The following is a 21,931-nucleotide window of genomic DNA, read 5'->3' as shown; positions in this document are numbered from 1 at the left end:
CCGGCGCTCACCGCGGCGAGCTGTGATGCTCCAGCAACACCCCCCACACTATCGCCCCCGGAGTCCCTGCATGTCTCTGCACCGCCGTTTGCTTGCCGCCAGCCTGATCCTTGCCTTGAGCGCTTGCGCCGACATGGGCCATATCGCGCCGCAATCGGCCATGCTCGACGCCAATGTCCTGCAAGCGAGCAAGGCTATGGATGCCGCCGCCAGTGCCGTCATACAATGGCCGCGCACGCAATGGTGGCAAGACTTGCATGACCCCCAATTGAACCGCTTGATGGAGCAGGCGCTGGCCGACAGCCCCACCCTGCGCGGCACCCAGGCGCGCGTGCGCCAGGCCGAGGCGCTGGCAGGCGCGTTTGAAGACAAGACCCGCCCGCAGGCGGACGCCAATATCTCCATCAACCGCGAACTGTATTCGCAGCACGGCAGCACGCCGGCGCCGCTGGCCGGCAATTACGCCTGGCGCAACCAGGCCAGCGTGACGGCTTCGTACGACCTGGACCTGTGGGGCCGCAACCGCGCCGCCCTGTCCGCCGCCCTGGGCGACGTGCAGATGGCCTCTGCCGAATCGCAGATGGCCCGCCTGGCCCTGGAAACGGCGCTGGTGCGCACCTACATCCAGCTGTCGTATGAATTCCAGCTGCAGGATGTGATCGAACGCAGCCTGGCGCAGCGCGCCCGCATCCTCGACATCACGCGCCAGCGCAAGGCGGCCGGCATCGGTACCGACATTGACGTGGCGCAAATCGAAACCACCTTGCCGGCGGGCCGCCGCCAGCTGGAACAGTCGGCCGAGTCACTGGCCCTGCTGCGCAACCAGCTGGCAGCCCTGGCGGGCAAGGGGCCGGCAGCCGGTGCGGCGCTCACGCGCCCCGTGCTGCGCCTGGACCAGCCGCTGGCCATCCCGCAAGCGCTGCCCGCCGACCTGATCGGCCGCCGGCCCGACATCGCCGCCCAGCGCTGGCGCGTGGAAGCGGCGGCCCAGCGCATCGACGCAGCCAAGGCCGAGTTTTACCCGAACGTCAACCTGGTGGCCTTTGCCGGCTTTCAGGCCTTCGGCTTCAGCCATTTTCTCGATGCCAATTCGCAGGTGCGCGGCGCCTCGCCCGCGCTGAGCCTGCCCATCTTTGCCGGCGCCCGCCTGCGCGCCCAGCTGGGCAGCCAGACGGCCGTGTACGACGGCGCCGTGGAGCAGTACAACGCCACCGTCATCAGTGCCATGTCCGACGTGGCCAACGCCGTCACCCGCGCCCAGTCGCTGGCCAGGCAGCACCAACTGACCGTGCAGGCGCTGGCCACGGCGCAGCGCGCGCGCGACCTGGCGGAAAAGGCTTACCAGGCGGGCATGAGCGACGCCATCAACATGCTCAACACGCAAGTGGCGCTGCTGGCGGAAGAACAACAGCAGGCGCAGAATGGAGCACGCGAACTCGATCTGTATGTTTCCTTGATGAATGCACTGGGAGGCGGGATCTAAGTAACCCCCAATAAATTATTGTGATTTCTGACTTCCATAACCGGTGCTCTGCGGCGTTGCCCACCGCTCGCAGTGCTCGCACTGCGTCGCGGCGGACGCCTTGCATAGCACCCGGCTCTGTTCGTCATAATTTCACAATAATTTCCTGACGATTACTCAGCTTGCAATCCTGGCATTGCCATGGCTCAACAAGATACAATCGGAACTTTATTCACACATGAAGGAATATGACATGACCGCTTTTGACGCCACCTCCAAGCGGCTGCAAAACATCCGCACGCGCATGCCAGGCTTCCCCATGGAACTGATGCGCCTGTTGCGCATGACGTACCACATTCAAAAAGGCATGAAGGACCTGACCAATGCCGCGCTGAAAAAACACGACCTGGTCGATGCCAGCTACATGGTGCTCGCCGTGCTGTACGGCACGGACGACGAAACCTCGAACGCCTGCACCCTGGGCATGGCGTGTCATGAAAAGCCGGCCAACCTGACGCGCGTGTGCAACGACCTGGAAACGCGCGGCCTGATCCACCGCGGCACGCGCCCCGGCGACCGCCGCTCGGTGATGATCTCGCTGACCGACAAGGGCCGCGCCCTGATCGAAACGGCGCTGCCCGACGTGTACCAGGAAACCTCGGCCCTGTACGAAGGCTTTACGGAAGAAGAGCTGCAAGTGCTCGACAAGCTGTACATGCGCCAGCTGCGTAACCTCAACAATCTTCAGCACCAGAACTGATAGCCTATCGATGACGCCAGCCACAGCAACAACATTCACGCAAGGCCCCCTGTCCCGGGCGGCCCACTGGCTGGCGCTGGCGCTGCAGGACTGGCGCACGACGGAAGGCGAGCGCTGGATCTACGTCGGCAAGACCCTGATCGCCGCGTTCTGCGCCCTGTGGCTGGCCTACCGGCTGGGACTCGATTCGCCCAGCACGGCGATGACCACCACCATCATCCTGGCCCTGCCCAGCAGCGGCATGGTGCTGGAAAAAAGCTTTTACCGCCTGTGCGGCACCCTGCTGGGATGCACGGCCGCGCTGACCCTGATCGGCCTGTTCCCGCAGCAGCCGGTGCTGCTGTTCGCCGGCCTGGCCCTGTGGGTGGGCCTGTGCACGAGCGGCTCGGCCCTGCACCGCAACGCCCAGTCGTATGTGTATGTGCTGGCTGGCTACACGGCCTGCATGATCGTCTTGCCCGCCATCGAGCAGCCGATGCAGGTGTTCGCGCTGGCCGTCACGCGCGTGGCTGAAGTGAGCCTGGGCATCATCTGCTCGGCAGCCGTGTCCAGCGTGCTGCTGCCGCGCCACCAGGGCACGCAGGTGATGCGCACGGTGCAGGCGCGTTACGGCAAATTCCTCACCTTTTGCCAGGACGTGCTGCAGCAAAAACTCACGCCGGCGCAGGTGGAACTGACGCATTTGCAGTTTGCCGCCGACGTGGCGGCGTTGGAACTGGGCCGCTCGGCCGCCCTGTTTGAAGTCACCAGCAAGGTGGGCCACGTGCGCGCGCAAAACCGCAAGCTGCACGCCTTCAACGCCACCTTCATGACGGCGCTGACCACCTTCTATACCTTCCACCGCCTGTTCGACCGCCTGCAGCGCGATGGCGAGACCCAGGTTATGCAAGCCTGCGCGCCCCTGTACGCCATCGTCGCCGAAGCGCTGCAAGCGACGCCTTCGCAAGACTCGCTCGACACCATGCAGCGGCATTTGCAAACGGCCTTGGCGCAGGCGCGCACGGACATCGATAGCGCGACCATCGTACATGCGCAGCGCATCGATTTCGACACCGTGTGCGAACTGCTGGAACGCTTCGCGCGCGACGTGAGCCGCTTTCACGAAGTGTATTTCAGCCTGGCGCACGACACGCCTTTGGCCATCAGCACGCCGCAGGCGTATGCGCCGAAGACGCCGCCCGCGCTGGTGATCGCCAGCGGCGCGCGCGCGGCCATCAGCCTGGCCCTGCTGGCCGTGGGCGCCTACTTCCTGGCCTGGCCCTATGCCAGCACGGCGATGTTGATGGCGGCCGTGTTCTGCGCGCTGGCCTCGTCCTCGCCGCGCCCCATCCTGATGATCCGGCAAGTGCTGGCGGGTTTTTTGATCGCCATGCCGCTGTCGCTGGTGTGCGTGTATTTCGTGCTGGTGCACGGCGACGGCTTCCCCATGCTGGTACTCAGTTTTGCGCCGTTCCTGGCCGTGGGCCTGTACCTGATGACGAATCCCGCCAAGCTGGGCGTGGGCCTGGGCGTGTCGACCTTCATCACGCAGATGGCGCCGACGAATCTGATGCATGTCGACGGCGCCGCTTTTCTCAACACGGGCATGGCGCTGATCGTGGGACTGATGCTCGCCGCCCTCGTGTTTGCCGTGCTGCTGCCCGAGCACACCATGGGCCACAAGGACCATATCGGCCCGGCCCTGTGGCGCGAAGCGCTGCATGCGTGCACGGCGCCCGCGCGGCGCGTAAAACACCGTTTCGACAACCGCGTGCGCGACCTGCTCAGCCAGCTCAACGCGGCGGCCGGCCCGGCGCCGGGTGTCGCCACGCGCGCCGTCGTGCGCCAGGCCCTGACCCTGCTGGAAATCGGCCACTCCGTGATCGAATTGCGCGAACTGATTGGCAGTTCCTCCGGCAACAGCCCCGCGCGCGACGCCTTGCAGCGCTGCGTGGACAGCATCGCCGCCTGGCTGCGCACGCGCAGCGACACGGCACTGCAGGCGGCGCTGGCGGCCACCCTGCAGGCGGGCGCCGTGGTGCGCTCGGCCCAAGCCGCCAGCGACACGGCGCCTGAACGGGACGTGCGTCTGCAGACGGCGCTGGTCGACCTGCATTCGATCTACACCTCATTACTCGACAACATGGCGCCTGACGCCGGAGACCATCATGCCGCGTGAATTCGCCCTGTTCGGAATTCTGATTCCCACCCTGCTGCCCCTGTTCATCCTCAGCATCGGCCTGCAAACCCTGCTCGACCGCGTGCTGGGCTGGCTGGGCGTGTACCGCATGGTGTGGCACCCGTCGCTGGCGCGGCTGTGCATCTTCATCGCCATCTTTGGCGCTCTGGCTTTATCGCTGTACCAATAACGCTCAAATAAAAAAAATGTTCAATCTGATCAAGGAAAGGCTACCGACATGGTAAGCAAACTGACCCGCTATGCCATCACCGTGCTGCTCCTGGCCGCGGCCCTCTGGATAGGCAAGACCGTCTGGGACCGTTACATGGAGTCGCCGTGGACGCGCGACGGGCGCATCAAGGCCGATATCGTCAATATCAGCGCCGACGTGGCCGGCACCGTCACGGACGTGCTGGTGCGCGACAATCAGGTGGTGAAAAAGGGCGATATCCTGTTCATCGTCGACAAGGAACGCTATGCCAGCGCGCTGGCGCAGGCCGACGCCGTGCTGGCCGCGCAAAGGACGGAGCAGGGACGCCGCGGCAAGGAAGCGCAGCGCCGCGCCAATCTCGACGCCAGCATCATCTCCACGGAAAGCCGCGAAAGCGCGGCGTTTGCCGCCAGCTCGGCCTCGTCGCAAGTGCAGGCGGCGCTGGCCGCCCGCGCGCTGGCCCAATTGAACCTGGAACGCACCACCGTACGTGCCCCCGTCAGCGGCTACGTGACGAACCTGAACGTGCACAATGGCGATTTCGCCGCCGTCGGTGCGGCCAAGCTGGCCGTCATCGACAGCGCCTCGTATTATGTCGTCGGCTATTTCGAAGAAACCAAGCTGGGCATGCTGGCGCAGGACGACAAGGCGGAAATGAATCTGATGAGCGGCGGCACCCTGCATGGCCATATCGAAAGCATCGCGCGCGGCATCACCGACCGCGACGCCGCCACGGGCCGCGAATTGCTGGCCGACGTCAATCCCACCTTCAACTGGGTGCGCCTGGCGCAGCGCGTGCCCGTGCGCATCCACATCGACAAGCAGCCGAAGGGACAATTGCTGGTGGCCGGCACCACCTGCACCGTGGTGATCACGCCCCAGATCACGCCCCATTCAGCGCCGACCAGGGCCGCGCCAGCCGCACCGCACAAGGTCTAACGGCCTCCGGCCACGTCGAGGATGCTGCCCGTCACATAGCTCGCTCCTGGCCCCAGCAGGTACAGGATGGCGGCGGCGATTTCTTCCGGCTGGCCGCCGCGCTGCATGGGCACGCCGAGCGCCAGGCGCGCCACCCGTCCTGGCTCGCCACCCGAAGCGTGGATGTCCGTGTAGATGATGCCGGGCCGCACGCCGTTGACGCGGATGCCTTCGGCCGCCACTTCTTTTGCCAGCCCGAGGGTAAGCGTATCGACAGCGCCTTTCGAGGCTGCGTAGTCGATGTATTCGCCCGGAGAGCCGATGCGCGCGGCCACCGACGAGACATTCACGATGCGCCCGCCCTGCCCGCCGTTTAGCGTCGACATGCGCCGCACCGCTTGCTGGCAGCACAGAAAATAACTGATCACGTTGGTACGCAGCACGCGTTCCAGGCGCTGCACGGAAATGTCGGCCAGCCGGCATTTCTGTTCCAGCACGCCCACGTTGTTGACCAGCGCCGTGAGCGTTCCCAGGCGCGCGTCGACTTCGTCAAACAGACGCGCCACGTCGGCTTCATCGCCCACGTCAGCCTGCACGGCGATGGCTTCGCCGCCGCCAGCCACGATACGCGCGCACAGTTCGTCGGCCGCCTGCGCATCGCGCACATAGTTGACGCAGACGGCATAGCCCTGGCGCGCCGCCAGCAAGGCAGTCGCCGCGCCGATGCCGCGGCTGCTGCCGGTAATCAGTATCACTTCCTTCATCGTCCCTCCTCGATGGTTGTTAGCCCATCATACCCGCAACCTGTAGACGTAAAAAAGCCCGCACAACAAAGCGGGCAGTTTTACCGAGCCATCCCTCATCGTCACAACGCTGGAGAAAATCGTAGCGAGCGGCAGTGATTTGTGGCCGAGAAGCGCAACCGTATTTTAGTACGGTGAGCATCGCCGGCCGCAAAGCGCGACGCGCAGTAGATTTTATCCGGCGTTCTATGGCCTGAAGTGCGTCATGGCATAGCCAAGATGCTGCCACCAGTGCGCGCGCGACTGCACGGACGCCAGGCATTTCGCGTCGACCTCGTTCTTGAACGCAGGGTCCACGCAAGCCTTGGTGACCAGCGCATTGCGCTGGTTTTCCACATTGACGACGGCAATCGCCAGCCAGGCCACGAGGGCGAGGGCCAGCGCGCACAAGGTCCAGGGCAACTGTTTCATGGCGCTCTGCGCTTACTTCTTCGCTGGCGCGGGAGCGCGCTCTTTCAGGGTGCGCGCCACCAGTTCATCCATCACGCGCAGGGTCGCTGCCTGAGTTTGCGGCTCGGACTGCCCCGGACGCGACAACTGCGCCGGCGAGGTCACGAAGCGACCGTCGATGACGATGGTCGGCGCACTGTCGATCTTGCTGGCAGTGATCAGCTGCTCGTTGCGCTTCAGCTTGGTCTGTACGCCGAAGGAATTGAACATGTCCAGGTATTTGGCCTTGTCGATGCCGTTCTTCACCAACAGGTCGAGGATGGCGTCATCGCGGTTCAGGCGATTGCGTTCGACGTGAATGGCGCGGAAGATCTTGTCGTGGAACTGCTCCAGCTGGCCCATCGCTTCCAATGTGGCATAGGCGTGCGCCTGCGGGTCTTTCGGACCGGAGAAGGCCAGGTGGATGCGGCGGAAGGCGATCTTGTCGCCCTGCTTCTTGACCCAGTCGTGCATCAGCGGATCGAGCGCATAGCAATGCGGGCAGGAATACATGAAGTACTCCACCACTTCCACCTTCTTGCCCGTGTCCGTGCGCACTGGCGTGGAGAGCGTGGTAAAGCCGGTATCGGCCGCCATGGCGCCGCCGGTGGCTGCCACCAAGGTGACGGCGGCGAGCAGAGGACGCAAGAAACGCAGAAAACGCATATTAATCCTTCATCATAAAGTGGTCGTGAACGGAGCGAGATTACCACTTTTTGTGCCGGACGATGAAGCCCGGGCGGAAAAAAGCCGTGTTTATCGCCCCGCTTTGCGCCCGCTTAAGCCGCATTTAAGCCCCGCTGCGCTCGCACCTCAAAAATGGTAGCGCGCCAACACGCGCAGCTGGCGCGCATCCTTGAGGTAAATGCTCGAGCGGCAGCCCGGCGCATCGCCGTAATGACGGCGGTTGGCCAGGTTGCTGCCGGCCAGTTCCAGCTCCCACGCGCCCAGCTTGCGCACGTAGCGTCCGTCCAGGGTCGCAAACGCGGGCACTTGCGCCAGGCAGCTGTTGTCGAAATCCCGGCCATAGCGCAGCGCGCGCAGCCATTGCACCCCCACGTCGGCACTGGCGCCGGCCTGCCCCGTCCAATACAGGTGCAGGCTGGCCAGGGTCTTGGGCACGAGAGCAATATCCGGGCCATCGTAGGCATAATCATCGTAGCGCGCATGCACTTGCCGCAGCTGAGCGTCGAGGCGCCAGTCACGCGCCAGTGCCATGCTGGCCTCGATGGCGATGCCGTCGCGGCGCGAAGGGTCGAGGTTGCCCGCAAAGCCCAGCTGGCCCAGGCTTTGGTCGAAGACAATCTGGTTGCTCAGGCGCTCGCTGAAGACGCGCACGGAAGCGCTGCGCGCCGCATCGCCGAAGGTGGCGCCCACTTCCGTTTCTCGCCGCAGCTGTCCCGCCAGGGGCCGGTAGCCGGCGCGGGTATAGCCATCATCATCGATGCGGTAGCTGCGCGCGGCCTTGGCGTACACGCTCAGCTGCGGGCGCAATTGCAGGCTGCCCTGCAGATCCCAGGCATTCTGGTTTTCCCAGTCGCTGCCGCCGGCGGGCATGTCGGCAGGATCGAGCTGGAACTGTTCATGCCGCAGCCCCAGCAGCAGGCGCGGCGCATACGCGCCGCCGAAAGCCAGCTCCTCGCGCAGCAACAGCGCGCGCGAATACTGGCGGCGCTGCCCATCGCCATCGCGGCCCGAGCGCCGCTGCCACTGCATCAGGTCCAGGCCCACTTCCGTATCCGTGCCCACGCCGCCCACCTTGCCGTAATGGCGCACGCGGGGCGCCAGTTGCCGGCGGCGGCTGCTGTACCGCGATTCGCTGCTGCCCTCCTCGCCCGCATAGTAAGCCGTGGCATGCTTTTCCCGCTGCGACAGCTCCACACCCAGCTCGAACTTGCCCACATAGCGCTGCACAAAGGCGCTGGCGCGCCGCACTTCATAGCGGTACAGGTCTTCCGGGCGGACCGCCAGCAGGGCCAGGAACGGCGCCTCGGGTGCGCGATAGCGGGTGTCCTGCCTCAACTGGTCGGCGCTGAAGCCGAAGCGGCCCTGGCGCATCTTCCATTCCGCGCCGCCGTTGAAGCCGCGCTGGTGAAACACGCTGCCATCGCGGTAATTGCCATTGCGTAGCCCGTCGATGGCCATATCGAGCGTCATGCCGCCCTGGTCGCGCGACAAGGCGCCACGCGCGCTGTGCTGGCCGCCCTGCGCCAGCTCGGCGGACAAGTCGCCATGCGTGACGCCGGCCGCGCCGCCATCCACGCTGTCCTGCGCGCACGCCGGCATGGCCAAAGCGCACAGCAGCAAGGCGCGCGTGGCGATGGTCAGGGCGGGAGGGGCAGGCATCATGGCGGCAGGCTGGAGGCGTCACCGCGGCGCGAACGCGCGCTGGTGGAACGGAGCGATGGCAAAAGCGAATCATTATACGCACGGCGCGCGGCGCCGCAACAGCCAGCGGGGCTGCTTACACAATTCATTGCTTATTTGTAATTTTTACGGGTATATTAACGAGCGCCCGGCGATCCTGGGCGCAGCCGACTGCATTTAAAAATCAACAATAAGAAGTCACTGTGGGAGTCACGCATGGAAAGTCGTAGCACACCGCGCCAGGGGCCACCAAGTCCCCGCGGCACGCGCCGCAGCATTGGTTTTTTCCCCATCTCGGGCAAGCTCAAGGCCCTTTCCATCACCGCCCTGCTGCTGGCCGGCCTTGCCCTGCAGGCCGACCTGTTCGCCCAGCCGGGCCAAGGCAAGCCGGCCAGCGCGCCCATGCCGCTGGCGCCATCCGCTGACAGCATCGCCCTGGCTTCGCCGCACGCGTCCGCCGTCAGCACGCCCAGCGCCAGCAACGCCTGGGGCGGTGCGCGCACGGGCGCGCAAGCGACCCTGTCGGACCGCGTCGTCGACTACCGGATCGAAGCGACGCTCGATCCCGTCAAGCACACCATAGCCGGCCAGCAGAAACTACGCTGGCGCAACCGCAGCGCGCAAGCCATCAGCAGCGTCTACCTGCACCTGTACCTGAATGCGTTTGAAGGCGAACATTCGACCTTCTTCACCGAAAAGCGCAAGCTCGATACGGGCTTCCGCTCGGGCGTCAACACGCGCGACGGCGAGTGGGGCTACATCGAACTGCGCAGCATGACGCAGAACGGCGCCAAGGCGCCCTGGCATTTCGTCCAGCCCGACAACGGTCCGTCCACCGACCGCACCGTCGTGCGCGTCGACTTGCCGCAGGCCGTCGTACCGGGCGCCGAGACGACGCTCGACATCCGCTTTTTCGACCAGCTGCCGCGCGTCATCGCGCGCACCGGCTATTTCGGCAGCTTCCACCTGGTGGGCCAGTGGTTTCCGAAGATCGCCGTGCTGGAACTGCCCGGCGAACGGGGTGCCACCGCGCCGCGCTGGAATGCGCATGAATTCCACCTCAATTCGGAGTTCTACGCCGATTTCGGCAACTACGACGTGAAGCTGACCGTGCCCAAGGAATACACGGTGGGCGCCACGGGCGAGCTGCAGGGCGCGCCGCAGGAAAAGGACGGCATGCTCACGCATCACTACGTGCAGGGCGACGTGCACGATTTCGCCTGGACGGCCGACAAGCGCAGCGCGCCGCCACTGACGGGCAGCTGGAGCGGCCCTGGCAGCCCGCCCGTGGCCATCAAGGTGCTGTACCCGCCCGAATACGCATCGAACGCGGCGCCGGCGCTGCAGGCAGCCAAGGACTCGCTCACCTATTTCTCGCGCACCCTGGGCCCGTATCCGTACAAGACGCTGACGGTGGTGATTCCGCCGTTTAATGCGGCCGAAGCGGGCGGCATGGAATACCCGACCTTCATCACCGCCTCGGGCTACGCCAACCTGCAGCCGAAGACCATTCCCGAATTCGGCCTCGATTTCGTCACCATCCATGAATTCGGGCATGGCTATTTCTACGGCATCCTGGCCTCGAACGAGTTCGAGGAACCCATCCTCGACGAAGGCTTGAACGAGTACTGGGACCAGCGCATGCTGCGCGCGCGCGGCCAGGATATCCACGCCACCACGCCTCTGCTCAAGCGCCTGGGCTTTGATCCCGTCTTCAAGGTCTTCGAATTCGAGCGCATGGCCGCACCGCGCCAGGACGCGGCCGACCCGCTGGGACAGAATGCCTGGAACCGCCTGCAGGGCGTGGGTCCCGTCTACAGCCGCACGGCCGTCACCCTGCGCGACTTGGAAGCGCGCATCGGCAGCGAGGCCATGGAACGGGGCTTCAAGGCGTATTACGAACAGTGGAAATTCCGCCACCCCAGCGTAGCCGACCTGCGCGAAGCGCTGGCCGAGGCGACGGGCCAGCGACGCATCGTGGAACAGGTCTTCGCGCAGCAAGTCTATGCCAGCGCGAATATCGACGACCGCATCGGCAGCTTCAGCAGCGAAGAGCAGACACCGCTGGCCGGCATGGCGCTGATTGATGGCAAGCGCGTGGAACACACGGCCGACACGCTGGAAAAAGAGGAGAAAAAAGTACGCGCGGCGTGGGACAAGGCGCATCCGGACGCCAAGCCCGGCACAGGCCCGTATCCGTATCTGACCAGCGTGGTGCTGCGCCGCCGCGGCGCGCCCGTGCCGCAGGTGCTGCTGGTGAAATTTGCCGATGGCACGTCCGAGCGCGTGGTGTGGGATAACGACCAGCTGTGGCAGCGCTACACTTGGAGCAAGCCCGTGAAGGCCGTCTCGGCCGAGCTGGACCCCGACCGCGTGCATTACCTCGACGTCAACAAGCTTGATGACAGCCGCACGCTGAAGGCCGACACGTCCGCTGCACGGCGCTGGAGCCTCGACCTCGCCGCCGCCTTCCAATACCTCCTTTCTCTGATTGCCATCGTATGAGCGCCACTTCCACGACACGGGCCAGCGGCCTGACCCTGACCACGCGCGCCAGCCGCGCCGCCCTGCAATGGCGCTTGCTGCTGCTGTGGGCGGGCCTGCTGCTGATCCCCGCCATCGTCGCCGCCATTCCCCTCTGGCGCACCTTGAGCGCCAGCCTGGATCAGGCCGTGCATGCGGCGGCCCTGGCGCACAAGCTCGACCTGATGACCCTGGCCGACCTGATGGCCAATACGGGGCGCAACGGCGCCGCCATCAGCCAAGCCGCCATCGCCGGCATCGTCCTGACTCTGCTGCTTTCACCACTGCTGAGCGGCCTGGTGGTGACGGCCGCGCGCGCCCCTGCGCCACTGGGTTTCGGCCCCCTGCTGACGGGTGCCTTCAGCGAATATGGCCGCATGCTGCGCATGTTGCTGTGGAGCATCGTGCCACTGGGCATGGCGCTGGCCATCGGCGCCGGCGCGCTGACACTGGCCGAGAAGCACGCGGCCAAGGCCATCCTGGAAGCCGATGCCGACCTGGCCAGTCACCTGGCCTTGCTGGCGACGGGCTTGCTGTTCCTGCTGGCCTGCGCAACGCTCGACGCGGGCCGCGCGGCGCTGGCCGTCGACCGGCGCCGCACCTCGGCCGTCAAGGCCTGGTGGCGGGGCCTCGGCATGCTGCGCCGGCGGCCGCTGGCCTGCCTGGCCATCTACCTCGTCATCACTGTGCTGGGACTGGCGTTGTATGCGCTGCTGTGCGTGGCGCGCCTGAATCTGGCCGCGCCCGGTCCACTGGCCATCGTGGGCGGCTTGCTGGTGACGCAGCTGGCGGCGCTGGTGCTGGCGTGGATGCGCAGCGCGCGCCTGTTCGCGCTGATCGACGTCAAGCGCTCGCTGGCGTAGTTACGTCCCCAGGCGCCCTTCATCGGCCAGGAAGTCGATGAAGGTGCGCACTTTCGACGACAGGTAGCGGCGGCTGGTGTAGACGGCGTACACCTTGCCGCCCGCCAGCTGGTAGCCGTCGAAGAGGCGCACCAGCCGCCCCGCCGCCAGGTCCGCATCCGTTTGCCACGATGGCAACAGGGCGATGCCCATGCCGTCAAGCGCGGCCGCGTGCAGCAGGCTTTCGTTATTACATTGCAGCACGGGTGTAAACTTCACCGTCTCGCGTCCCTGCGGGCCGTCGAAGGCCAGTTCATTGCCGTTCGATAACAAGGAATAGCTGATCATGGCGTGCAGCGCCAGGTCTTGCGGCAGGTGCGGCTGGCCCGCGCGCGCCAGGTAGGCGGGCGCGGCCACCAAGTGAAAGGCGATGCTGCCGATGGGCCGCGCGACCAGGGTCGGCGATGGCGCCTGGCTCACGCGCAAGGCCAGGTCAAAACCCTCTTCCACCAGGTTGACCACGCGCCCGCTCAAGTCGATGTCGAACGTGACTTCCGGAAAGCGTTCGCGGTAAGCGGCCAGGGTGCGCGTAAAGATGGCGTTGGCGAACCAGACGGGGGCGCTCAGGCGCAGCATGCCGCGCGGCACCACCGTCGTGCGGCCCACGGTCGCTTCCACCTCGTCGAGATTGTCGAGCATGTCGCGGCACTGTTCAAAATACACCTTGCCGATTTCCGTCAGGCTCAGGTGGCGGCTGCTGCGGTTCAGCAGCCGCGCGCCCAAGTGGCGCTCCAGGTGCATCACGTGCTTGCTGACCATGGCGGGCGACAGATCCAGGCGCTCGCTGGCGCGCACAAAACTGTCCAGTTCCACCACGGCGCGAAACACGCGCATGCTGCGCAAGGTATCCATGATCATCCCATCATCAACAAAATGGAAATGATATATCAATAATTTCCATCTTGATCAACTGATTACACATGACTATCATCCATCCATCATCAGCCATTCCCTCAGGAGCCGCCATGCAAGAGCACACCTTCCCCACCTATTTCCTGTCGCACGGCGGCGGCCCATGGCCGTTCATGAAGGACCAGTTCGGCGGCCGCTACGACGCGCTCGAAGCGTCGTTGCAGGATATCCCGCACCAGATCGGCGCGCGCCCGACAGCCGTGCTGGTGATCACGGCACACTGGGAAGGGCCGCAATTTCTCGTCTCGGCCAGCCCGCAGCCGGGCATGATCTACGATTATTCGGGCTTTCCGCCGCACACCTACCAGATCCAGTACCCGGCGCCCGGCGCACCGGCACTGGCGGCGCAGGTAAAACAGTTGCTCGATGCCGCCGGCCATCCGGCGCGCCTCGACCACGAGCGGGGTTTCGACCACGGCACCTTCAGCGCCCTGTTCCCCATCTACCCGCAGGCGGACGTGCCGCTGGTGCAATTGTCGCTGAAACACGGCTACGATCCGCTCACGCACGTCGAGGTGGGCCGCGCGCTGGCCAGCTTGCGCCGGCAGGGCGTGCTGATACTGGGTAGTGGCCTCAGTTACCATAACCTGCGCCAGTTCGGCCAGGCGGGCGCCGTTGCTTCGCAGCAGTTCGATGCCTGGCTGCGCCATGCGATGGCCTTGCCGCCGGCACACAGGCTGGCGCAATTGCTGGCCTGGGACGAGGCACCGGGCGCACGCCAGGCCCATCCGCAGGAAGACCATCTGTTGCCGCTGATGGTGGCGCTGGGCGCGGCCGAGCAGGAAGCGGCGCACGTGGTGTATCACGAGGACGATTTCTTTGGCGCCCTGGCAGTGACAAGTTTCAGGTTTGGAGAAGGCGCCGCCGCATAAAAAAAGCGCCGCGACAGTGATGTCGCGGCGCTTTTTGCATGGCGATGCAGTGATTTACGTGCCGCGCTTGCCGCGCGCAGAATTCCTGGCCTTTTCGGCGGCAATCTCTGCCGCTTTCGCCGCTTTTTCCGCCATCTCGGCCGCGTGCAGGGCCAGCAGGGCCGCGCGCGTATCCGGCGTTTCCAGCGAGATACGTCCCAGGATGCCGCTGCGGTAATCGAGCAGCAAGGTATGCGAGGCTTTCTCGAAATCGTAGTCGCCGCCCTTGATGCGGAAGCCGCGCTTGGCGGCGATGCCCTCGACCACGCCGATGGCATCGACTTCGCCGACCTTGGTGCCGTAGCGGGCCGCCAGCAAGTCCGGATAGCGCTTGAGCAATTCCTCGGCCAGGAATACGGCCACTTCCTCTTCGATCAGCGCGTTCGAGCCGATGGCGTGGCTGGCCGCCAGCATCAGGCCGTCGCTGGGGATGGCGATCTTCGGCCACAGCATGCCTGGCGTGTCGACCAGGATGGTGTTCTTGTCCAGATACAGCTTTTGCTGCATTTTGGTGACAGCCGGCTCGTCGCCCACCTTCGCCACGCGCTTTTTTAGCAGCGCGTTCATCAGGGTCGACTTGCCCACGTTGGGGATGCCCATGATCATGATGCGCAGCGGCTTCGTCGGCACGCCACGGTGCGGCGCCAGCGATTTGGCCAGGTCCGGAATACGGGCCACGTCGGCCGGCTTCTTGGTCGTCATCGCATACGCGGTCACGCCTTCCTGGGCATTGAAATAGGCCACCCAGGCGGCAGTGGCGGCCGGATCGGCCAGGTCGGTCTTGTTGAGGATCTTCAGGCAAGGGCGCTGGCGGAACAGGCGCAGCTCGTCCACCATGGGATTGCAACTGGCTGCCGGCAGGCGCGCGTCCACCACTTCAATCACCAGGTCGGTATTTTCCATGGTCTCGGCCGCTTTCTTGCGGGCCGCGTTCATGTGTCCTGGGTACCATTGTATCGCCATGCTCTTGCCTTCAGTTCGTTCAGTCAATCCGCTATTTTACGTGGTTGCCGCCACGACGTCGCATTTTCCACCGCCAGCGCCAGCCGTGCGACGCGGACGAGACAATTGGTGATAATTTAGCAGTTACTTGAATGATAAGATCCGCAGTCCGTCCAGCCTGGCCGGTTTCCCCATTGCAAGCTCAACCTGGCACGCATTCCATGCATCTTCCCCGTTTTATCCTCCTTGCCCCCCTTTGCGCCTGCCTGCTGCCCGCCATGGCCCAGGAACCAGCGGCGCCCGGCGACACGGCCAGCCAGGCTATGCAGCAGGTTGTCGACGTGCAAGGCACGCGCGATCCCGACTTGCGCCCCTACCGCACCATGCTCAAGGGACTCGACGCGTATGCCGACCACCAGCGCCTGGCGCCGGGCGCGCCGTTGCGCTTCATGCTGATCCCCGCCACGTCCCAGGCCAGGCTCGATGGCGTGACCCTGCACCTGTCGGCCGACAAGCTGTCGATCCCTGTCCCCCTGGCGGCGGACGGCGGCTTCACCTTGACGCGCGACAAGACCGCCTACGACGCGAATGCCGACCTGGTCAGCAACAAGAAGCGCGACACCCTGCGCTGGCGCGCCGACATCCACACGCCGGGCCTGCCCCAGAACGTGCGCCGCCTGGGCGACTTGCGCCTGGAATGCGAAATCCGCTGGGCCGTCGAGCAGGATGACCTGCCCTTTGTCCGGCGCAACCTGTTCCGCCTGGCGGGCGGGCCGTGCCACTCGTCGCTGATCCACGTGCCGTTTCCCGCGTTCCGCAAGCTGCTGGCCGTACAGGCGCGCTCGGGCGAGCGTACGCTGGACATCCGCGTCACGCAAGACCGCCAGCGCTACGTGCCGCCATTGCATGACCTGAACTGGGATGACAATACCCTGCTGACCCTGACCTACGCCGACGACGGAAAAATGGCCGGAGCGGCCCCCGAAGCGCCGTTGAAGGAAACGCAGCACCAGTGACACGCGTCAGGAAAGCCAGATCAAATATTTCCACGTGGATTTTTATATTTACTGTAAGAAACAAAAAAGTATGCTCTAATATCGCCTCTTAAATGAAAAGCAATTATTTCCAGGCTGGCTCTCGCCAGGGAGATATGCGATGGGAATAGTTCGATAATATGATGATGGAACACACTGGCAAGGCGCCCAAGCGCGTGCCGCGCAATGACTGGAAGAAGGAATGTCGGCAATTGCAGGGGCAAGTGGCACAATTGGAAGAGCGCCTGAAACGCCAGAGCGCCGACAGCTATGGCTTGCAAATGCTGTATGACCACTTGGTCAATGAAATCAAGCACCACCGCGACATGTTGCAGCTCGACAGCTTCGACGCGGATAAATCATCGCTCGTCTACACGCAAGCCTGGCGCCGCTTCATGGCCGGCGACGCAGTCGATTACCAGACCCATCGCCATACCAATTCCCGCAGCCGCCCCAGCTTGCTGTAGTTACAGCTCAACCATTACAGCTCCGCCAGCGCCTTCACATGCGCCGCCACGCTGCGGCCCAGGGACGACAGGTTGTAGCCCCCTTCGAGGCAACTGACGATGCGGCCCTTGCCATACTGATTGGCCACGGCCATCATCTGCTGCGTTAGCCACGTGTAGTCGGCCTCCACCAGGCCCATGCCACCCACGTCGTCTTCGCGGTGGGCATCGAAACCGGCGGAAATGAAAATCATCTGCGGCTGCTGCCGGTGCAGCGCCGGCAGCCAGTGGTCGAGCACCAGCTGGCGCACGGCATCGCCCTTCGAGCGGGCCGGCACGGGCACGTTGACGCGCGTATCGGTGTAGGATTCGACATCGCTGTATGGATAAAACGGGTGCTGAAAAAAACTCACCATCAAGATGCGTGGATCATTTGCCACGGATTCGGCCGTGCCATTGCCATGGTGCACGTCAAAGTCGACGATGGCGACCCGTTCGAGGCCCCGCACTTCAAGTGCATGCTTGGCGGCGATGGCAACATTGTTGAACAGGCAGAAACCCATGGGCTCGCTGGGCCGCGCATGGTGACCGGGCGGGCGGATCGCGCAAAAGGCGTTGCTGATCTCGCCATCGATGACGGCGTCGGTGGCAGTCACGGCCGAGCCAGCAGCGGCCAGCGCCGCGTCGTAGCTGTGCGCGTTGAGCAGGGTATCGCCGTCGAGCGGATAGTAGTCGCCCTGGGCCGGCACATTGTCGCGCACCAGACCGATGGCCGTGGCGCTGTGGTTGCGCTCGATATCCGACAATTGCGCGCGCACGCCATCGCGGTGCTCGACCAGGTCGCTGATATGCGCGAGTATCAATTGATCATTGATGGCCTGCAAGCGGGCCGGCGATTCAGGGTGCCAGTCGCCCATTTCATGGCGCTGGCAATCGGGATGGGTATAAATGGCTGTGCTCATGCGCTGTACTGGTTACCTCTGTCTCTGCTTTCTATCCATACCGGGAACGCGCGCCGCAGTCACTGCAGCGCATTCCTGCCTACCTGGCGAGTTCTCGCATAAAATCACTGGCTGGTCTGTGCCGCCCTTGCCGCCTTTGCTGTCACTCTAATCTACCACGAGCGCGCACCTGGCGGGCGGTACCGTTTGACCTGGCCAAAGCGATTGTAAATTAAATAATCCATCGTACTGTGATAGAAATAACATGTTTTCGAAAATACACCAGGCCGCACAGCAGATCGGCGAAGTTCTCGTCGGCAAACACTTGCAGATCCGCCAGACCCTCACCTGTGTGCTGGCGGGCGGCCACCTGCTGATCGAAGACGTTCCCGGCGTGGGCAAGACCACGCTGGCGCATGCACTGGCCATCTCGCTGGGCCTGCAATGGAAGCGCCAGCAGTTTACCAGCGACCTGCTGCCCGCCGACGTGGCCGGCATGAGCGTGTATGACCGCGCCAGCGCCAGTTTCATTTTCCACCGCGGCCCCCTGTTCACGCAAGTACTGCTGGCCGACGAGATCAACCGCGCCACGCCGAAGACGCAATCGGGCTTGCTCGAAGCGATGGAAGAGCGACAAGTGACGCTCGATGGCGTCACGCACGCGCTACCGCAGCCGTTCTTCGTCATTGCCACGCAAAACTGCGCGCACCAGCTGGGTACCTTTCCCCTACCCGAATCGCAACTCGACCGTTTTCTCATGTGCGTCACGCTCGGCTACCCCGATGCGGCCGCCGAACGGTCGCTGCTGCTGGGCGCCGACCGCCGCGCCATGCTGCACACCTTGCCGGCCGTGATGAACGCGGAAGAATTGCTGCAGGCGCAAGCGGGCTTGCGCGCCATCCACGCCTCGCCCGCCGTGGTCGACTACGTGCTGGCCCTCGTGCATGCCACCCGCGCACCCGGCGTGTTTGCCGATGGTCTCAGCCCGCGCGCCGCGCTGGCCCTGCTGCAAGCGGCGCGCGCCTGGGCCGCCCTGGCCGGACGCGACCACGTTACGCCCGACGATGTGCAAGCCGTGCTGTTACCCGTCTGCGCCCACCGCCTGCATGCCGCGCAAGAGAGCACGGACAGTCGCGTGCTGCTGCAGCATCTGCTCTTGAGCATCCCCGTCTGAGCGGCATGCGCTGGCGCACTCTTCCATGGCTGCCGGCACGCCCCTGGCTGGGCGCGCAACGCGTGCACATCCGCCCCTCGCGTGCGGGCCTGGCATTTGCCGCGCTGCTGCTGGTGCTGTGGATCGCCGCCGTCAATTACCGCCTGGGCCTGGGCTATGCGCTGACGTATTTCGCGGCCGCCTGCGCCATCGCCGACATGCTGTTTACCAGCCGCAACCTGGCGGGGCTGTCGCTGGCAGCCACGCCCGGCAACCCCGTGTTTGCGGGCAGCCACGCCTTGTTCACCTTGCGCCTGATCAACCGCAGCACACGCCCGCGTCATGCGATCGGCCTGGCGGCGAGCGGCGCGTCGGCAGTGCCCAGCCTGGCCGATATCGCCGCCCACGGCGAAACGGCCGTCAGCATCGGCATGCAGGCGCAGCAACGGGGTTGGTTTGATGCGCCTGCCGTGCGCCTGTCCGGCAACTTTCCGCTGGGCCTGTTTGTTGCCTGGTGCGATTGGCAGCCCGAGGCGCGCGTGCTCGTGTATCCGCAGCCCGAGCAAGATGCGCCGCCGCTGCCCTGGCCGGGCGGCACAGTGCAGCAAGCACGGCAGCCAGGCTCACCCAGCTCGCCCGATGGCGCACTGGAACTGGCCGGTGTACGCGCCTACCAGCCAGGCGACCCTTTGCAGCGCCTGGCATGGCGCCAGATCGCCCGCCATGATGGCGAGCATTTATTTAGCAAGCAATTCCAGCCTGGCGCCGACGCACCAGCTGGCGCACCGCACGGCACGCATGGCAACCTTATGCTCGACCACGCGGACTTGCACGCGCTGGCGCCGGAAGCGCGCCTGTCGCGCCTGGCCGCCTGGGTGCTGCAGGCGGAACGCACGGGCCTGCCGTATGGCTTGCGCCTGGGTGTGCTGACTCTGGCACCGGCCCTCGGAGCGAGCCAGCGCGACGCCTGCCTGCGCGCGCTGGCCCTGCATGGTTCGCCGCACGATTTGCCGCCAGCGCAGGCGATGCCATGAAAGCCTGGCTGAGCGGCTTGCCGCGCGAGAAGGCCGACATCCTGCTGCTGTTGCTGGCCGCCGCCATGGTGCTGGCGCCGCACGCGCTGCACCTGCCCCCTTGGTTGTCGGCCGCCGCTGCCGCGCCCCTGCTGTGGCGCGCCAACATGACAGTACGGGGCCGGCGCCAGCCACAGCTAGCTGTGCTCGTGCCGCTGGCCCTGCTGGGCATCGCCGGCGTGTACGCCAGCTATGGCAGCGTGCTGGGGCGCGATGCGGGCGTGGCCATGCTGGTCCTGCTACTGGCCTTGAAATCGCTGGAAATGCATGGCCGGCGCGACATTTTTGTCTTCGTCTTCCTCAGTTTCTTTTTGCTATTGGCCAATTTTTTTCATGCGCAAGGCATCCTCAGCGCCGCCTGGATGCTGGCTACTGTCATCGTCCTGCTGGCCGCCCTGCTGTCGGCCCAGTACGGCACGCTGCAGCCCCGCCTGGCGCAAAGGCTAGGCTTGCTGGGACGCATGCTGGCGCTGGCCATTCCCCTGTCGGCCGTCATGTTTCTTGCCGTACCGCGTCCCGACAGCCCCCTGTGGGATGCGCCGCACGAGGGCGCGCAAGCGCGCACGGGCTTGTCGGACAGCATGCAAGCGGGCGCCATCGCCTCATTGGCCCTGTCCGGCGAGCCCGTCTTCACGGCCCGCTTTTCCACGCCTATCCCGCCGCAAGACCAGCTGTACTGGCGCGGCGTGGTGCTGGGCTACTACGACGGCGCCACCTGGAGCCGCAGGGGCGCTGGCCGGCACGCGCCTGCCAGCGACAGCCGGATAGACATCACCCTGGAAGGCCAGCCCAGCCAATACGAAGTGACCTTGCAAGCGAGCGGCCAGCGGCGCATCTTCGCGCTCGACCTGCCGCGCAGCATCGAACGCTTGCCCGGCAACCCGTATGTCGTCTCGTCCGCGCTGGAAGTGCTGACCATACAGCCTATTACTTCGACCGTGCGTTACCGCGTCAGTTCCCAGCCCCGCTACCGGTTGCAAACAAGCCTGTCGCCTGAACAGCAGCAGCCATGGCTGGCCTTGCCCGCTGGCAGCAACCCGCGCAGCGTGGCCTGGGCCCGCGCCTTGCGTGGCAGCGGCACGCAGATGCTGGCGCCCACCGACGCCATCGCCGCCGTGCTCGACCACTTCCACCACGCACCCTTCCGCTACACCCTGCAGCCGCCGCTGCTGGGCAAGCATGGCGTCGATGACTTCCTGTTTATCACGCAGGCGGGCTTTTGCGAGCATTACGCGGGCAGCTTCGTCGTGCTGATGCGCGCCATGGGCATCCCCGCGCGCGTCGTCACGGGCTACCAGGGCGGCACACGCGCCGGTGCCGACGGCAGCCCCAGCCTGACTGTGCGCCAGTCCGATGCCCATGCCTGGAGCGAAGTGTGGCTGGCTGGCAGGGGCTGGGTGCGCGTCGACCCCACCAGCGCCGTCGCACCGCTGCGCACCGAGCGCAACCTCGATGCCGCCCTGCCACCGGCCCCGTCGCCGCTGTCGGCGTGGCGCGCCCTGGCCGGCCTCGATGGCGGCGCGCACGGCGCGCTTGCCGCGTGGCGCCAGCAATGGCAGCAGGCCGAGCACGCCTGGAACAGCTGGGCGCTCGATACCACGCCGCAACGCCAGCGCGCCATGCTCGATAGTTTGAAAAACCTGCCGGCGACGACCCTGGCACTCGCCTGCGCCGTGCTGGCCCTGCTGTCGGCCGTAGCCGGCGCACTGGTCTGCTGGCGGCAAGCGCGGCAAGGCGATCCGCTCGACGCCCTGTACGCACAGTTTTGCCGCCAGCAGGCGCAGCGCGGCTACAGCCGTGCGCCGCATGAAGGCCCGCACGGTTATGCTGCGCGTCTGGCCGCCGGCAAGGCCACGCCCGAGGCGCACGCCGCCATCGCACAGTTTCTGGCAATCTATGCCGCGATGAAGTATGGTAATGCCAACCCAGACGAACAACTCCGCGCGCGGCGCAGCTTGCGCCGCCTGCTAACCCAATGCCGATGAG

General features: G+C 65.3%; 20 protein-coding genes. 13 read left to right on the top strand and 7 right to left on the bottom strand.

Annotated elements, in window-relative coordinates; all coding sequences use genetic code 11:
- Positions 1-70: 70 nt before the first annotated feature.
- The 5 genes from ACQ4W7_RS19175 to ACQ4W7_RS19155 all read left to right on the top strand — a co-directional run bounded on the left by ACQ4W7_RS19175 (position 71) and on the right by ACQ4W7_RS19155 (position 5,530).
- Complete coding sequence (locus ACQ4W7_RS19175) at positions 71-1,483, top strand: efflux transporter outer membrane subunit (RefSeq protein ID WP_436532533.1); 1,413 nt, start codon at positions 71-73, stop codon at positions 1,481-1,483.
- Positions 1,484-1,715: 232 nt separating this feature from the next.
- On the top strand, positions 1,716-2,222 hold the full coding sequence (locus ACQ4W7_RS19170) for a MarR family winged helix-turn-helix transcriptional regulator (protein ID WP_426072744.1): 507 nt from the start codon (positions 1,716-1,718) through the stop codon (positions 2,220-2,222).
- A gap of 10 nt (positions 2,223-2,232) precedes the next feature.
- On the top strand, positions 2,233-4,380 hold the full coding sequence (locus ACQ4W7_RS19165) for an FUSC family protein (RefSeq protein WP_436532531.1): 2,148 nt from the start codon (positions 2,233-2,235) through the stop codon (positions 4,378-4,380).
- Positions 4,370-4,570, top strand: coding sequence for a DUF1656 domain-containing protein (locus ACQ4W7_RS19160; protein WP_101484274.1), 201 nt, complete (start codon positions 4,370-4,372; stop codon positions 4,568-4,570). Before ACQ4W7_RS19165 ends, ACQ4W7_RS19160 begins: the two co-directional genes overlap by 11 nt.
- 48 nt (positions 4,571-4,618) lie before the next feature.
- A complete protein-coding gene (locus ACQ4W7_RS19155) occupies positions 4,619-5,530 on the top strand; it encodes an efflux RND transporter periplasmic adaptor subunit (protein WP_436532529.1) in 912 nt (303 codons plus the stop codon).
- Here the strand turns inward: ACQ4W7_RS19155 and ACQ4W7_RS19150 are convergent.
- The 4 genes from ACQ4W7_RS19150 to ACQ4W7_RS19135 form a co-directional block, all read right to left on the bottom strand.
- Positions 5,527-6,273 carry an SDR family oxidoreductase gene (locus ACQ4W7_RS19150; protein ID WP_436532527.1) on the bottom strand — a complete coding sequence of 249 codons (747 nt, stop codon included), beginning with the start codon at positions 6,271-6,273 and terminating at the stop codon, positions 5,527-5,529. The genes ACQ4W7_RS19155 and ACQ4W7_RS19150 overlap by 4 nt on opposite strands.
- A gap of 225 nt (positions 6,274-6,498) precedes the next feature.
- Positions 6,499-6,723 (bottom strand): hypothetical protein, encoded by a 225-nt coding sequence (locus ACQ4W7_RS19145; RefSeq protein ID WP_426072740.1) that lies wholly within the window; start codon positions 6,721-6,723, stop codon positions 6,499-6,501.
- A gap of 12 nt (positions 6,724-6,735) precedes the next feature.
- On the bottom strand, positions 6,736-7,407 hold the full coding sequence (locus ACQ4W7_RS19140) for a thiol:disulfide interchange protein DsbA/DsbL (RefSeq protein ID WP_426072739.1): 672 nt from the start codon (positions 7,405-7,407) through the stop codon (positions 6,736-6,738).
- Positions 7,408-7,554: 147 nt separating this feature from the next.
- Positions 7,555-9,090 carry a TonB-dependent receptor domain-containing protein gene (locus ACQ4W7_RS19135; protein WP_436532525.1) on the bottom strand — a complete coding sequence of 512 codons (1,536 nt, stop codon included), beginning with the start codon at positions 9,088-9,090 and terminating at the stop codon, positions 7,555-7,557.
- Positions 9,091-9,324: 234 nt separating this feature from the next.
- Between ACQ4W7_RS19135 and ACQ4W7_RS19130 the strand changes: the two genes are divergently transcribed.
- Both ACQ4W7_RS19130 and ACQ4W7_RS19125 read left to right on the top strand, forming a co-directional pair.
- Positions 9,325-11,613 carry a M1 family metallopeptidase gene (locus tag ACQ4W7_RS19130; protein WP_436532523.1) on the top strand — a complete coding sequence of 763 codons (2,289 nt, stop codon included), beginning with the start codon at positions 9,325-9,327 and terminating at the stop codon, positions 11,611-11,613.
- Positions 11,610-12,494 carry a hypothetical protein gene (locus tag ACQ4W7_RS19125; RefSeq protein WP_436532521.1) on the top strand — a complete coding sequence of 295 codons (885 nt, stop codon included), beginning with the start codon at positions 11,610-11,612 and terminating at the stop codon, positions 12,492-12,494. The genes ACQ4W7_RS19130 and ACQ4W7_RS19125 overlap by 4 nt, the downstream gene beginning before the upstream one ends.
- On the opposite strand, the gene ACQ4W7_RS19120 is transcribed toward ACQ4W7_RS19125, so the two are convergent.
- Entirely contained in the window at positions 12,495-13,385 is an 891-nt protein-coding gene (locus tag ACQ4W7_RS19120; protein ID WP_436532519.1) for a LysR family transcriptional regulator, read from the bottom strand.
- A gap of 113 nt (positions 13,386-13,498) precedes the next feature.
- Here ACQ4W7_RS19120 and ACQ4W7_RS19115 point away from each other — a divergent pair, with 113 nt between their 5' ends.
- Positions 13,499-14,317, top strand: a complete 819-nt coding sequence (locus ACQ4W7_RS19115; protein WP_436532517.1) for a DODA-type extradiol aromatic ring-opening family dioxygenase — start codon at positions 13,499-13,501, stop codon at positions 14,315-14,317.
- A 54-nt stretch (positions 14,318-14,371) separates the two neighbouring features.
- On the opposite strand, the gene ylqF is transcribed toward ACQ4W7_RS19115, so the two are convergent.
- Positions 14,372-15,319: a ribosome biogenesis GTPase YlqF gene (gene ylqF, locus ACQ4W7_RS19110; RefSeq protein WP_436532515.1), complete on the bottom strand. Its 948-nt coding sequence runs from the start codon at positions 15,317-15,319 to the stop codon at positions 14,372-14,374.
- 200 nt (positions 15,320-15,519) lie between these two features.
- Between ylqF and ACQ4W7_RS19105 the strand changes: the two genes are divergently transcribed.
- Positions 15,520-16,314: a hypothetical protein gene (locus ACQ4W7_RS19105; RefSeq protein ID WP_426072732.1), complete on the top strand. Its 795-nt coding sequence runs from the start codon at positions 15,520-15,522 to the stop codon at positions 16,312-16,314.
- A 161-nt stretch (positions 16,315-16,475) separates the two neighbouring features.
- Positions 16,476-16,799: a hypothetical protein gene (locus ACQ4W7_RS19100; protein ID WP_426072731.1), complete on the top strand. Its 324-nt coding sequence runs from the start codon at positions 16,476-16,478 to the stop codon at positions 16,797-16,799.
- A gap of 14 nt (positions 16,800-16,813) precedes the next feature.
- Here the strand turns inward: ACQ4W7_RS19100 and ACQ4W7_RS19095 are convergent, their stop codons facing one another.
- Complete coding sequence (locus ACQ4W7_RS19095; protein ID WP_436532512.1) at positions 16,814-17,740, bottom strand: histone deacetylase family protein; 927 nt, start codon at positions 17,738-17,740, stop codon at positions 16,814-16,816.
- Between the two features lie 244 nt (positions 17,741-17,984).
- Here ACQ4W7_RS19095 and ACQ4W7_RS19090 point away from each other — a divergent pair, with 244 nt between their 5' ends.
- Genes ACQ4W7_RS19090 through ACQ4W7_RS19080 form a run of 3 tightly spaced genes read left to right on the top strand, consistent with a single transcriptional unit; the run spans position 17,985 to position 21,930 of the window.
- Positions 17,985-18,893 (top strand): AAA family ATPase, encoded by a 909-nt coding sequence (locus tag ACQ4W7_RS19090; protein ID WP_426072729.1) that lies wholly within the window; start codon positions 17,985-17,987, stop codon positions 18,891-18,893.
- A 5-nt stretch (positions 18,894-18,898) separates the two neighbouring features.
- On the top strand, positions 18,899-19,906 hold the full coding sequence (locus ACQ4W7_RS19085; protein WP_426072728.1) for a DUF58 domain-containing protein: 1,008 nt from the start codon (positions 18,899-18,901) through the stop codon (positions 19,904-19,906).
- Complete coding sequence (locus ACQ4W7_RS19080; protein WP_436532510.1) at positions 19,903-21,930, top strand: transglutaminase TgpA family protein; 2,028 nt, start codon at positions 19,903-19,905, stop codon at positions 21,928-21,930. The genes ACQ4W7_RS19085 and ACQ4W7_RS19080 overlap by 4 nt, the downstream gene beginning before the upstream one ends.
- Position 21,931: the final 1 nt, after the last annotated feature.

It is taken from the genome of Janthinobacterium algoris (assembly GCF_051380935.1).
Taxonomy (GTDB): domain Bacteria; phylum Pseudomonadota; class Gammaproteobacteria; order Burkholderiales; family Burkholderiaceae_D; genus Janthinobacterium.
Note: the sequence above shows the minus strand (reverse complement) of the source record. Positions and strands in the feature narration are given on the sequence as shown.

Excerpts from the sequence above, each read along its gene's own strand:
- ACQ4W7_RS19175 (WP_436532533.1), top strand. The coding sequence starts at position 71 with ATGTCTCTGCACCGCCGTTTGCTTGCCGCCAGCCTGATCCTTGCCTTG.
- ACQ4W7_RS19170 (WP_426072744.1), top strand. The coding sequence starts at position 1,716 with ATGACCGCTTTTGACGCCACCTCCAAGCGGCTGCAAAACATCCGCACG.
- ACQ4W7_RS19165 (WP_436532531.1), top strand. The coding sequence starts at position 2,233 with ATGACGCCAGCCACAGCAACAACATTCACGCAAGGCCCCCTGTCCCGG.
- ACQ4W7_RS19160 (WP_101484274.1), top strand. The coding sequence starts at position 4,370 with ATGCCGCGTGAATTCGCCCTGTTCGGAATTCTGATTCCCACCCTGCTG.
- ACQ4W7_RS19155 (WP_436532529.1), top strand. The coding sequence starts at position 4,619 with ATGGTAAGCAAACTGACCCGCTATGCCATCACCGTGCTGCTCCTGGCC.
- ACQ4W7_RS19150 (WP_436532527.1), bottom strand. The coding sequence starts at position 6,273 with ATGAAGGAAGTGATACTGATTACCGGCAGCAGCCGCGGCATCGGCGCG.
- ACQ4W7_RS19145 (WP_426072740.1), bottom strand. The coding sequence starts at position 6,723 with ATGAAACAGTTGCCCTGGACCTTGTGCGCGCTGGCCCTCGCCCTCGTG.
- ACQ4W7_RS19140 (WP_426072739.1), bottom strand. The coding sequence starts at position 7,407 with ATGCGTTTTCTGCGTTTCTTGCGTCCTCTGCTCGCCGCCGTCACCTTG.
- ACQ4W7_RS19135 (WP_436532525.1), bottom strand. The coding sequence starts at position 9,090 with ATGATGCCTGCCCCTCCCGCCCTGACCATCGCCACGCGCGCCTTGCTG.
- ACQ4W7_RS19130 (WP_436532523.1), top strand. The coding sequence starts at position 9,325 with ATGGAAAGTCGTAGCACACCGCGCCAGGGGCCACCAAGTCCCCGCGGC.
- ACQ4W7_RS19125 (WP_436532521.1), top strand. The coding sequence starts at position 11,610 with ATGAGCGCCACTTCCACGACACGGGCCAGCGGCCTGACCCTGACCACG.
- ACQ4W7_RS19120 (WP_436532519.1), bottom strand. The coding sequence starts at position 13,385 with ATGGATACCTTGCGCAGCATGCGCGTGTTTCGCGCCGTGGTGGAACTG.
- ACQ4W7_RS19115 (WP_436532517.1), top strand. The coding sequence starts at position 13,499 with ATGCAAGAGCACACCTTCCCCACCTATTTCCTGTCGCACGGCGGCGGC.
- ylqF (WP_436532515.1), bottom strand. The coding sequence starts at position 15,319 with ATGGCGATACAATGGTACCCAGGACACATGAACGCGGCCCGCAAGAAA.
- ACQ4W7_RS19105 (WP_426072732.1), top strand. The coding sequence starts at position 15,520 with ATGCATCTTCCCCGTTTTATCCTCCTTGCCCCCCTTTGCGCCTGCCTG.
- ACQ4W7_RS19100 (WP_426072731.1), top strand. The coding sequence starts at position 16,476 with ATGATGGAACACACTGGCAAGGCGCCCAAGCGCGTGCCGCGCAATGAC.
- ACQ4W7_RS19095 (WP_436532512.1), bottom strand. The coding sequence starts at position 17,740 with ATGAGCACAGCCATTTATACCCATCCCGATTGCCAGCGCCATGAAATG.
- ACQ4W7_RS19090 (WP_426072729.1), top strand. The coding sequence starts at position 17,985 with ATGTTTTCGAAAATACACCAGGCCGCACAGCAGATCGGCGAAGTTCTC.
- ACQ4W7_RS19085 (WP_426072728.1), top strand. The coding sequence starts at position 18,899 with ATGCGCTGGCGCACTCTTCCATGGCTGCCGGCACGCCCCTGGCTGGGC.
- ACQ4W7_RS19080 (WP_436532510.1), top strand. The coding sequence starts at position 19,903 with ATGAAAGCCTGGCTGAGCGGCTTGCCGCGCGAGAAGGCCGACATCCTG.